Source organism: Chryseobacterium sp. CH25, assembly GCF_004119455.1.
In the GTDB taxonomy this organism is placed as follows: Bacteria; Bacteroidota; Bacteroidia; order Flavobacteriales; family Weeksellaceae; genus Chryseobacterium.
Window position 1 is genome coordinate 182,560 of sequence record NZ_NRQT01000003.1, and the last position, 12,838, is coordinate 195,397.

Sequence of the window (12,838 nt, forward strand, 5' to 3'; positions counted from 1 at the left end):
TAAAATTAAATGGCAACAATTATTAATTTGGAATCTTGAACCACCATCTCTTCCAAACAATTTTCAAGCCATGGATATCCTTCATCTGAAAAGAATACACTAAAGTTGAAAACTCTTTCCTGCCACGTTTTGGAAGGATGTACATCTAAAAACAGATTTTCAAGCCTTTCCAACAATTCACTCTGTTTTATTTTTTCTGCATGAAGAAGACGCTTTTTCATTCTTTTAAATGATTTCAGCTGTCTTACTTCTTCAGCTTTCACCATATTTCCGAAGGATTTCTCAGTGGTTTCTGCAGATATTTTTAACTCAGCGAAATCATTAATCAGTATTTCCTCTTTCTTATTCAGTAATTCTAAAATAGGATTATCTGTTAAAATCTTACGGTTCGTAATTGTCGTAAAATTCTGAAAAAAATCTTCTATAGTAAGATCCAACTTTTGAATTTTTCCTAAAGTCTTCTCTTTAAGAAAAAGCATAGAGTTTCTTGGAATCAGAATAGGAAAAGGGATATTTAATTTTGAGAAGTAATCTTTAAGTTCCAGCCAATACATTATTTCAGCATTACCACCAATATAGGCAAGGTTTGGCAATACTTTTTCCTGATATACCGGACGCATTAAAGCATTTGGACTGAATTTTTCAGGATGATTTTCAAGTTCTGCAAGAATTTCCTCTTCTGTAAATTGAGTATTGGTATCTACAACAAAATATTTCTGTCCGTTAAAATCAATTCTATCTCTCGTTTCAGAAAGGTAAAAAAGATTAATTTCACGAGGGTTCACCTGTACTTTCCCATACTTTTCAGTCAGGAAATCTACTTTATCTTTTGAAGTTTTCTGTAAACTGAAATGAAGGAGCTCATCTTTAAAAACTTCTTTTATCTGTTCTTTAAGCTCTCTTGAATCACCATCCAGTATCAGTAATCCGAATTCTGAAAAAAGACGGTTCACCAAAATCTGAATAGCCTGCGTCAAAGTATTTCCAACTTTATAGGCTTCTTTAAGCATTAAGATCAATTCTGTACCGAAAACTGAATCTTTGAATTCTTTTTCAAATTCAGAGATAAAGTAAGTATCATTAATCTTGATTCTGCCTACAGGTCCACCGGTTTTTTCATTAATTTCATAATAATTATTTTCCGTTTTAAAATGGTTGATTTCAGCAAAATCATGATCTTCAGAAGCCATCCAATATACCGGAACAAAATTAAAATCCGGAAAGTGTTCTTTAAGATAGGTACAGGTTTTAACCGTCTGCAAAATTTTATAGACAAAGAAAACAGGCCCAGAAAACAGGTTCAGCTGATGTCCTGTGGTAATGGTAAAGGTGTTAGGCAACTTTAGATTATCAATATTTTCTTTCTGTTTTGATGAAAGAGTAAGGCCTGACAGCTGCTTTGTAAATACATCAGATAAAATATTCCTCTGCTCTGAAGAAAAGGAATCTTTTTTAAGATGAATCTGCTGGCTAAAATGCTCTACAGAAAATGTTTTATTTTCAAAACCCTCAATATTCTGATTCAAAAAATCTTTTACTAATTGAGGTATGCTTTCTATATCATTAAATGATATTTTATTAATTGTTTTCAACCTGTATCGTTTTTAGTTGAACAAATACCATACGATCCCGATATTCAATCTGAAATCATAGACCGGATAATGTGGAAATGCGTATGCTTTGTTAGTAGAAATAACAGTTCCTATCTGCTGCCCTTCTATGAAAAAGAACATTTTTTTCACTTTCATATTAATGTATAGATCAGCAATTGGCTGTCCTCCAATAGAGAATGAATTAGTTCCAGGAAGTATATATTCATTAAGAACAGGGAAATATTCTCTAGAATTAAATTTAGAGAAATAATATACTTTAAGCCCTGCCTGAATTTCCGCAGCTTTTTTAAAGGCCTGTGTCTGATAGAAGAAATTGGCTCTTCCTACAAAACTTGGCATTGGAAGCAGATTTTTATTAGTTAATGCATTTTGGAAATGCAGTCTCGTATTCAAATGGAATTTCCCGTAACTGAAAGTAGCATCACCTCCAATCTGAGAAATATTCAGTGAATTTTCACTTTGTTTTGGTGTGTAATTACTGTCAAAATAAGTATAATTATCAATTCTGAAATAATTCGCAAAAAGTTCTGTTTTAAACCACTTCAGGTTAATACTTCCCCCAAGCTCCATCACAGATTGGTTCTTCGCATTTTCAAGATAATAATTGAAGTTATTATAAATAGAAGTATTCAACAAGTAGTTAAATGATGGATAAGCGCTCTGGAAGTTTACTTTTGCGTTTACAAAATAATCCTTTATCGGTTCAAACTTCAGGTTATTTGTAGTTCTTAAGTAACTTTTAAACTGACTTCCGTTTGAAAATTCAAGGAATGAATTAAGTTGAATTTTATCCCAAAGTTTCACCTGCAGATTTCCTACAGCACCAATTCTGTTTTCCTTAAGCTCAGCAGGAAAAGGCACCCCATCGAGTGCTACTAAATTATCGATTCCAAATTTAAGCATCTGGTAACGGACTCCTGCATCTAACTTGAATTTTTCATTATCGAAAACTAAGCTCAAAGTATTGCTCAGATTGCTGGAATATTTTTTGGTTGTTAAAGGAAATCCACTGACTAGCTCTGTAGCATCTTTATACCAATATCCTTCCAAGGCACCCTGATTGTAGTAGTATTTATTCCCTAGGTGGAAAATAGTATGTCTTATACGGAATGGGAACTTTTCAGCGTTGAAAGGTGTAAACTGATGGCTCAGATAATATCTTCTGTAAGCGAATTGAGAACTCGTTGAAGCCAGATTAACCTGAGCATTCTGTCTGTTTTTATAATTGCTGTCTCCACTCTGAAACAGGTTATCTTCAGTAATTCCCCCACTTTCCTGGTTGTTAACATTTTGATGAAGGTAATGCGTAAACAATTCATAGTTTCCACTTTTCGAAACGTAATGTCCGGAGAATATGGTATTGTTGTTCGCAGCCAGGGAATTTCTGTAAAGCCCCTGTGAACGAAGTCCCATATATTCTATGGCAAAATTGAATCTTTTCCCAATATTCTGAGTGTAGGTAGATCTTAGCGCAGCACCGTTTCTCATTGCATTATGATAGATAAATGTTGCCGTAGGTGTCTTCACATCGTAGTACTTTACATCATTTGCTCCCAGGATCATATATGCTTTATTGGAAGGTAATAAAGATAAGTTCTGTTCTGGATTCACTTCAAATACAAGAGGATTAAAACCCGATCCGATATTGGCAGGCTGTACTCTTCCGAAATTATCATTGTTATTATATTGTGAAAAAATATACGTTTTATCAAAAGTCATTACTGTATCAAAAACTTTCTTCTCTGAGAACTGAGTCTGATATTGGTAATCATTGATGGTAGGTTTAAAAATTTTTAAGGAATCTTTCTTCCCGGAGTCTATCACCAGAGTATCTTCCGGTTTCTTGGATGTTTGGGCATCTTCTGTTTTAACAACCTGTGCATTGGCAGCGAATCCGAAGAAAGTGATTATGAAAAGGATATACTTCATTATTCATTATTGTACAGCAAAAATAAGAAATAATAGTAAATAAAAAACCCCTGCTTAGAGCAGGGGTTGTATATAATATGATCATTATAGATTAATAACCAGGATACTGTTGAACATTTGGGTTAGCATTCTGTTCCTGTAATGGAACAGGTAAAGCCTGAAATTCTTTCATACCCGGACTTAAAGTAACTGTAGTTTGTGGATTAGTAAACCCTCTACCATTTCTTTTCAAGTCGTTATATCTAAATCCTTCAAGGAAGAATTCCATATTCTTTTGCTTCAAGATCTCATCCAGAAGAGCTGTTCCTGTTCCTGCAAATACATAACTAGGATCTCTATAAGTACTTACCCAAGCAACTAATTTAGTTAAAGCAGAAGACGGATTAGTATAATATAAAGCTTCCAATTGGTTAAATACAGCTTCTGTTTTTCTCATGACGATAATATCCTGATCCGGTGTAGTGTATTTTTTTACATCTACTGGCTTAGGATTATCAGGGAAAGTTGTAATACTTGGTGCTCCAATACCTGTTAAACTGTACCAAGCATTCTTTCTAACGTCCGTCGCACTGTATTGATTATAAAATGCTCTGGTTGCAAAACTCTGTCTGTATCTTCCTCCTGAATACCAAGTTGCTGTGATACCATCATTGGCACCTGGCTGATCGTTAGGAGTATATTGAAGTTCAAAGATTGTTTCCGGCTGCCCTTCTGCAGTAAAGAAACTAGCTACTCCACTTGCAGGTAAAAGAGTATAGTTTGCATTATCCAATACTTTCTGGCTATATAGATTTGCATTAGCATAATCTTTAATAGAAAGATAATATCTAGAATACATCATATCCAATGCTGCCTTACCTAAAAGATTAGTTTTTCCACTAGTACTTTCATTTACATCATGAATATTCTGAGCAGCATTTAAATCGGATTTAATCTGATCATATACTGCCTGTACAGAAGATCTTGATAACTTTTGAGAAGGGTCATATTTTAATGCAATAGGAACTCCTAAGCTTTGGTTTGCTCCTCCTACATTATCAGCAAAGAAAGTAATCAAAGTATGGTAGCACATTGCTCTCACTAAGTGAGCCTGAGCAAATAAGTTTTCTGGTGTTTGTGGATCTGTTGTTATATCATCGCTGATTGTACCTTCTTTACTAATGATATAATTGGCATTGGCAATAATCTTATATAGAGAATTCCACAATGTCTGAATATCCCCACTTTGTCTTACAAAGAAAGTTAACGTAGGTTGTCTGGTAGCTGAGAATCTATTAGAGTTACGTAAACTTACAAAACCATTATCTGCTAACAATTCGTTTAATGTAGGAATCAATGCACCATAAGAGTTCTGAGAACCATCATTATTGGTTTGCATTAAATGATATAGTCCCTTAACTGCAATTTCTAATGTCTTTTCATTGTTAATAGCTGTTTCTGTTGGTGGATTTACCGGATTTTCCTGCTTCAAAAACCCTTCCTCCCCACAAGATGTCACTAATAAACCTAAACTGACAACAGCTAATGTATTTATTTTTCTCTTTATATTTTTCATAATGTTTAACTATTTAATAAATTTAAAAATCGATTGAAACCCCCATAATATACTGTCTCATGTTAGGTTGTGTCTGATCATAAACCCCCATGTTCTCTGAAGTATAAGTCCATGCATTCGAATTCGCTTCTGGATCGAAATATAATTTTTTATCAAATGCATACGTCCAAAGGTTTACCCCTCTTACATATACATAAATACCATTAACACCATCAATATTCAAAACGTTCTTAGTAAACTTATATCCAAGCTCAACTTGTCTTAAACGAATGTGATCTCCGTCATATAAGAATCTGTCTGAAGCAGCAGTTGAGTTTCTGTTACCTCCAAATACATATTTTGGTCTGGTAGCATTAGGATTACTTGGCGTCCATGAATTGTATAATGCATCACTAAATGAATTTACGTTAGCATACTGACCATCTCCGTCATAGATAAATGCCCAACGGTCATATACAGAGTACCCTCCTAAGAAATTAAATTGGAAACTTAATTTAAAGTTTTTATACTCCATATCAGTCTGCCAGTTTAACATATGTTTAGGCAATGCGCTTCTTCCTGTAAACACTTGCTTAGCAACAGAAGAACTGTTTGTTGTTGCTGTACGTGTTTCATCTGTATACCATAATGGATCTCCATTTTTAGGATCAACACCAGCCCATAAACGTAAATAGTATTCAGTTGGATTGTGATCAACTGCCCAAGCCTTGCTTCCGTTCCTTACAATTGTAGTAGCTCCTCCTGCCCCTAAAGACTTGATTACGTTCTCATTGTAAGTGTAAAGGAATTTAGTATCAAAGCTAAAGTTTTCTGTATTTCTTCTAAATCCTAATGTTGTTTCAATTCCTTGAGAAACTGTACTACCAAGGTTTCTTGTAATACCTGTAAATCCAGATCCACTAGTAGGAATTGGGAAACTCAACAATTGATCTTTGTTACTGTTCTTAAAGAAGTCAACAGTACCGTATAGGTTATTATTTCCTTTTGTACTGAAATCTACCCCTAAGTTAATTTTTTCAGATACCTCCCATTTTAATCTCTCTCCAGGGTATGCTCCTGTTTGGAAAATATAACCTGCATTTGATGCAAGATAGTCACCTGAGTAAGCATATAGTGCAGCTTTCTGATAAGCAGTTAAAGATGGGTTACCATTTTGTCCGATTGATCCTCTCACCACTAAATTTCTGAATACATTATTCAAGATATTTAAGTTAGTAAGGTTCACACTAGCTCCTACACCATAAAAGTTCCCCCAATAATCACTGAATATAGAGTTTCCTTCTCTTCTAAATGATCCTGATAAGGTAACAAATCTGTTATAAGTATACGCAAATCTACCCATGTAACCTACATCTGTAATCCTTGTAAAGTTAGAAGAAGGAGTAGATGAAGGGTTTGCCGCTACAGCAGCATAAGGAATTCTAGTTCCTGCAGGGAATCCTTGAGCATCCCAATTACTGTTGTTATTTTCAGTTGTATAACTTTCTATACCAATGGAAGCTGAAACATCATGTTTTTCACCAAACTTTTTATTGAAGTGTAAGAATGAATACCAATCCCATGTAAATAGATTTTTGTTATAACCATACAAATAACCATTTCCTTTTACGTCTCCATCAAAATTACCGTCTCCAAAATCTGGATTATAGTAAATCATTTCTCTAGACTGAGTATTATCAATCGCAAAATTGGTTGAGAAAGTTAAATATGGTAAAATTTTATAATCAGCACCTACACTTGAAATAACTTTATCAAAAGTTCCCTTTTCAATATTTTCATTTTCTATCCCGATTGGGTTGAACTCAGGATTTAGAAAGTATAAATTCGTATTATATGATCCATCAGAATTATATGGCTTTTGTGTTGGTGACAAAAGTCTTGCTGAGAATATTGGGTTAGAATAAGAAGATCCATCAGTAGCTCCTGTTTGAATAGATCTGGATAAGTTGATATTAAAATGCATTTTTAATTTATCAGATGCATTCCAATCTCCTTTTAAAGATCCTGAGTATCTCTGGAACTCTGCATTTCTAGCCAAACCTTCTTGCTTCAAATATCCTAAGGAAGAAAATATTTTAAAGTTTTCAGTTCCTCCGGTATAACTGAAATTATATCTATTATAAGATGGAGTATTTCTTCTTGCTAATTTATTCCAATCAGTGTCAGTAACACCATCCCAATCAAATTCAGATTTAGCTAAATCATAACCTCCCTGTAATGAACTTGCATTCCCTGAATTATATAATGCCAAACCAAATAACTGAGTATGCTCAGATGCGTTTGTCATTTTAAATTTTTCAAACGCAACGCTACTTCCACCAATTTCACTGATGAAGTTTATTTGTGACTTCCCTTTCTTTCCTGATTTTGTTTTAATAAGGACAACCCCAGCAGCTCCTCTGGATCCATATAGTGCTGTAGAAACACCATCCTTTAATACTTGAATATCCTCAATATCAGAAGGGTTAATCAAGGAAAGTGCATTCTGAGATGTTAATGCTCCAGCAATATCTCCTGACTGTACAGCAACACCATCAATTACATATAAAGGCTCGTTATTACCAGTTAATGAAGTAAGACCTCTAATTAAAGTAATAGTACTTGCTCCTGGCTGACCAGAACTTGCAGACGAGTATAAACCTGCAACTTTACCTTGTAAAACATTATCAATAGAAATAGCCGCAGGCTTCTCTAGTTCAGCAGCTTTTACAGTTGAAGTAGATCCAATGGATTGTTCTGGCGTAAGTTTTGTACCAAAAGCTCCAGTTAATACTACCTCTTCAATTTTCGTTTCTTTTGTAGCTGTATCTCTCTTTGTTGATTGTGCAAAAGCAACCTGTCCCAAGAAGAACAATGCTCCAGCACTTAATACACGTAGTTTAACATTCATATTAACAAATTTTAATATATTTTAGAGGCAAATATGTTAATAAATATTAACACTAGCAAATTTAATATGCACAGAAAGCTCACTTTCATTCATAATACAACAGAAACACCCCTGTTAAAACAGAAAGATCCTCAATATTTTAACACATTTACCTACAAAAACAAAAAATAAACCCTCTAAAAACAGCTTTAACAATTAATAATTTGACATAAAAAAAATTATTTATAATGAATCTAAATTATAATAGTGCTAATTTTCAATTAAATAGGTGTTTAAATGAAAAAAAATCAATCAATTTTAACGATATATAAAGTTTTATATATGTCTCTACAATTTCAACCCTTTTCTTCAAAAAACCTACTAGACAGGCTATTAACTACATCAAAGTATTATTATCTACAAAAAAAATATTTTAACATTTTAACTACTTTTTAAACCAGTAATTAACTCACAAAAAAGAGAACGCCCTCTTAAACTATTTTGATAAACTTTAAGAAAAAACACCAAAAGCATAAACAAAAATAAGCCGTCTCAATGAGACGGCTTATTTTATATATTTATCTGATATTATTTCAGCTTTTTCTTAACAGCTACTTCTTCATAAACTTCAAGAATATCTCCGATTTCAATATCGTTGTATCCTTTTAAGTTCAATCCACATTCGTAACCTTTTGTTACTTCTTTTACATCATCTTTGAAACGCTTCAAGCTTTCAAGCTCTCCGTCGAATTTCACGATACCGTCTCTTAATAAACGTACTTTAGACTGTCTTGTTACTTTTCCAGTAAGAACCATACAACCTGCAATTGAACCAACTTTAGAAATCTTGAATACTTCACGGATCTCAACGTTACCAATTACCTGCTCCTGAATTTCCGGAGAAAGCATTCCTTCCATTGCTTCTTTTACTTCATCAATAGCTTTATAGATTACAGAATACGTTCTGATTTCAATTTCTTCACGATCTGCAAGTTCTTTTGCATTTGCACCAGCTCTTACGTTGAATCCGATGATAATTGCATCTGATGCTGCCGCTAAGTTGATATCAGATTCTGTGATCTGTCCAACACCTGAGTGAAGGATCTTAACACTGATCTCTTCTGTAGATAATCTCTGTAACTGATCAGAAAGTGCTTCTACTGAACCATCCACGTCACCTTTAAGGATAATATTCAATTCTTTGAATTCTCCTAAAGCAATACGTCTACCTAATTCTTCAAGCGTTGTATGTTTTTTCGTTCTGATAGATAGTTCTCTCTGAAGCTGCTCTCTCTTGTTTGCAATAGCTTTACCTTCACTTTCGTCAGTATAAACTCGGAATTTATCACCTGCTGTAGGCGCCCCGTCTAAACCTAAGATTGTTGCAGGAATTGAAGGACCTGCTTCTGCAAGATTCTTTCCTCTTTCATCAAGCAAAGCTTTTACTTTACCATGATTTTTACCTGCTACTACATAATCACCAACTTTTAAAGTTCCGGTTTGTACCAACATGGTTGCAACATAACCTCTTCCTTTATCTAAAGATGCTTCAATAACAACTCCATTAGCTGAACGGTCTGGATTAGCTTTTAATTCAAGCATTTCTGCTTGTAATAAAACTTTTTCCAACAATACATCTACATTGTTACCGAATTTAGCAGAGATTTCCTGAGCCTGAACATTTCCACCCCATTCTTCCACTAAAACCGGAGGGTTTAAACCTGAAAGCTGTTGACGGATGTTGTCCGGGTTTGCATTTGGCTTATCAACCTTATTGATAGCAATAATCATTGGAACTCCTGCAGCCTGTGCGTGAGCAATAGCTTCTTTCGTCTGTGGCATTACATCATCATCGGCAGCAATTACGATAATTGCAATATCCGTGATTTGAGCACCTCTTGCTCTCATCGCCGTAAAGGCTTCGTGACCTGGTGTATCTAAGAATGTAATTCTCTGACCGTTTTCAAGTTTCACGTTATAAGCTCCGATGTGCTGAGTAATTCCTCCAGATTCACCCGCAATTACATTGGTTTTTCTTACATAATCCAGTAATGAAGTTTTACCGTGGTCAACGTGCCCCATTACAGTAACTACTGGTGCTCTTGACACTAAGCTTTCTTCAGTATCGATTTCATCTTCTGCGTCTGTATCTTCAAGATCTGCATCAGAGAACTCAATTTTATATCCGAATTCATCAGCTACTAATAATAAGGTATCAGCTTCCAGTCTTTGGTTCATGGTAACCATTACCCCAAGTGAGAAACATGCAGAGATTACTTCAGTTGGAGATACGTTCATTAAGCTCGCTAATTCTCCTACCGTAATAAATTCTGTTACCTTCAGTGTTCTGTCTTGTGCTTCAAGCTCCTGCTGACGTTCATCCTGTTCTCTACGGAAAGTTCTCTTATCTTTTCTGTGTTTTGCAGATTTAGATTTACCTCCTTTATTGGTAAGTTTTTCTAGGGTTTCTTTGATCTGGTTTTTAACTTGTTCGTCAGTTAATTCAACTGGCATCACTCTTTGACCAGGTCTATTATTTTGACCTCCTTTCTTAAATCCACCACCTTGGCCACCTGGACGGTTTCCTCCTTGGTTATTTCCGAAACGGTTTCCACCCTGGCCACCTTGACCTTGTGGACGGTTTCCTTGTCCACCCTGACCTTGACGGTTTCCACCTTGGCCACCACCATTGTTATTGTGCGGACGGTTTCCACCCTGGCCACCTTGGTTATTATTTCCAGAGTTTTGATTGTTTCCACCTTGGCCTTGGTTATTCTGACCTCCGCCGCCTGGCTTTTCAATTCTCTTTCTTTTCTTTTTAGCACCAGCACCTGGTTTTGGAGCAAATTGAGTTAAGTCAATTTTTTCACCTACGATCTTAGGACCGTCCAGTTTCTGATAAACAGTTTCAATTTTTTGAGGTTCCTGATTTTCAGGTTCAGCTTCCACTTTTGGAGCTTCTATTTTTTTCTCTTCTACCACTGGTTTTGGAGTTTCTTTTACAGGTTCAACCGGTTTTTCTTCTTCTTTTTTCTCCTCCATTTTTGGTTTGTCTTTTTTTACAGGTCTATTTCTAGATTCTATCTGAGACAAATCAATTTTATCCAAAACTTTAAATTCCTGCTTTTCAGGAGCAGCTTTAACTTCCGGTTCTTCTTTCACTATTTCTTCTTTCTTTTCTTCAACCGGTGTTGCTACTGGAGCAGCAGGTGTTTCTTCAACTTCAGGTTTAGCAGGTTCTAAATCTATTTTACCTAAAATTTTAGTTTCTGGTTTATTTGCTTTAGCTCTTATCACTTCAGGGGTTTTCTTCTCTTCAATTTCCAGCTTTTCTTCCGGAACTTTAGTGATCACCACCTCATGGGAAGCCTTTCTCTGTTCGCCATCTTTAGCAAACTCAGCTTCCAATGCAGAATATGCCGATTCTTCCAATTGAGCGTTAGGATTGCCTTCAACTTCGAAACCTCTTGACTGTAAAAACTCTACTAATCTGGACATCGAAATATTGAATTCCTTAACCGCTTTATTTAATCTAATTTTTGGCATCTATATTATTTACTGTTTTTTAATTTTTAAAATTAAAGTATTTCCTTTTTACTGTCTTATTAAGATTTATTTCACATCTTAATCTTCAAATTCCTCTCTTAGAATACGTTTAACCTCTTCAATAGTTTCTTCTTCAAGGTCTACCATATTTAAAAGACTCTCAGTTTCTTTATCCAATACTGATTTTGCAGTTGTAAGTCCTACTTTCTTAAACTCATCCAAAATCCACTGCTCGATATCGTCATTAAATTCTCTCAATTCAACATCGTCATCCTCGCTGGACTCTCTGTAAACATCAATCTCATATCCTGACAACCAAGAAGCCAGTCTGATATTTTGCCCTTGTTTTCCAATTACTTTAGAAATCTCTTCAACAGGAGTATATACTAACGCGTAGCTAGCATCCTCGTTGATGTCAATTTTATTGATGGTAACATTTCCTAAAGCTCTTTTCACCAAAATCTCAGGGTTTTTAGACCACTGAATAACATCGATGTTTTCATTTTTCAACTCTCTTACTACCCCATGAATTCTAGATCCTTTCACACCCACACAAGCTCCTACAGGATCAATTCTGTCATCATAAGCATCTACTGCAATCTTCGCCTTTTCTCCTGGGATTCTCACTACCTTTTTAAGGATAATGGTTCCGTCCTGGATTTCAGGAATTTCCAGCTCTAATAATTTCTCTAGGAATTTAGGTGCAGTTCTGGAAATAATAATCTGCGGTTTTGAACCTTTAAAATCTACTGTTTCAACAATAGCTCTGATATTCTCACCCTTTTTAAAGAAATCGGATGGGATCTGGTTTTCTTTTGGTAAAATGAATTCGTTTCCTTCGTCATCTAACAAAATTACGTGTTTGTGACGAATGTGGTGGATTTCTCCAACAACGATTTCACCAATTTTATCTCTAAACTGTTCGTACAGCATTGCATTATTATGCTCCTGAAGTTTTGTAGCCAGGATCTGCTTCAGGGTAAGAATATTTCTTCTTCCCAACTGCGCAACAGGAATTTCCATTGTAAAGTCTTCACCTACTTCAAAGGTAGGATCAATCTTCTTCGCTTCAGAAATTTCAATTTCCAAATCGTCGTCTTCAGACATTTCGTCCTCTACAATTGTTTTATTTAAAAATATCTGAAAATCTCCTTTATCCGGGTTTACAATCACATCAAAGTGATCATCTGAATCGAATCTTTTTCTCAAAAGTGTCTTCAGTGAATCTTCAATAATTGCCATAAGATCAATCTTACTGATCCCTTTTTCGTCTTTAAAATCACCAAAGGATTCAATCAACGCTATATTATCCATCTATTCTTTTTT

6 protein-coding genes are annotated in these 12,838 nt (G+C 35.0%); all 6 read right to left on the minus strand.

The genetic code is table 11. From position 1 onward, the window contains the following. Positions 1 to 5 precede the first annotated feature (5 nt). The 6 genes from bshC to nusA all read right to left on the minus strand — a co-directional run bounded on the left by bshC (position 6) and on the right by nusA (position 12,826). Positions 6 to 1,592, minus strand: a complete 1,587-nt coding sequence (bshC, locus tag BOQ64_RS09020) for a bacillithiol biosynthesis cysteine-adding enzyme BshC (protein WP_129057787.1) — start codon at positions 1,590 to 1,592, stop codon at positions 6 to 8. Positions 1,593 to 1,604: 12 nt separating this feature from the next. Further along, entirely contained in the window at positions 1,605 to 3,542 is a 1,938-nt protein-coding gene (locus BOQ64_RS09025) for a putative porin (RefSeq protein WP_129057788.1), read from the minus strand. A gap of 91 nt (positions 3,543 to 3,633) precedes the next feature. Beyond that, positions 3,634 to 5,097, minus strand: a complete 1,464-nt coding sequence (locus BOQ64_RS09030) for a RagB/SusD family nutrient uptake outer membrane protein (RefSeq protein WP_129057789.1) — start codon at positions 5,095 to 5,097, stop codon at positions 3,634 to 3,636. Positions 5,098 to 5,119: 22 nt separating this feature from the next. After that, positions 5,120 to 7,987 carry a SusC/RagA family TonB-linked outer membrane protein gene (locus BOQ64_RS09035; protein ID WP_129057790.1) on the minus strand — a complete coding sequence of 956 codons (2,868 nt, stop codon included), beginning with the start codon at positions 7,985 to 7,987 and terminating at the stop codon, positions 5,120 to 5,122. Positions 7,988 to 8,554: 567 nt separating this feature from the next. Beyond that, the gene (infB, locus tag BOQ64_RS09040) at positions 8,555 to 11,512 is read right to left on the minus strand and encodes a translation initiation factor IF-2 (RefSeq protein WP_129057791.1); all 2,958 of its coding nucleotides are present in this window, start codon (positions 11,510 to 11,512) and stop codon (positions 8,555 to 8,557) included. Between the two features lie 78 nt (positions 11,513 to 11,590). Next, positions 11,591 to 12,826, minus strand: a complete 1,236-nt coding sequence (gene nusA / locus BOQ64_RS09045) for a transcription termination factor NusA (RefSeq protein WP_129057792.1) — start codon at positions 12,824 to 12,826, stop codon at positions 11,591 to 11,593. Positions 12,827 to 12,838 lie beyond the last annotated feature (12 nt).

Excerpts from the sequence above, each read along its gene's own strand:
- infB (WP_129057791.1), bottom strand. The coding sequence starts at position 11,512 with ATGCCAAAAATTAGATTAAATAAAGCGGTTAAGGAATTCAATATTTCG.
- BOQ64_RS09035 (WP_129057790.1), bottom strand. The coding sequence starts at position 7,987 with ATGAATGTTAAACTACGTGTATTAAGTGCTGGAGCATTGTTCTTCTTG.
- BOQ64_RS09030 (WP_129057789.1), bottom strand. The coding sequence starts at position 5,097 with ATGAAAAATATAAAGAGAAAAATAAATACATTAGCTGTTGTCAGTTTA.
- nusA (WP_129057792.1), bottom strand. The coding sequence starts at position 12,826 with ATGGATAATATAGCGTTGATTGAATCCTTTGGTGATTTTAAAGACGAA.
- BOQ64_RS09025 (WP_129057788.1), bottom strand. The coding sequence starts at position 3,542 with ATGAAGTATATCCTTTTCATAATCACTTTCTTCGGATTCGCTGCCAAT.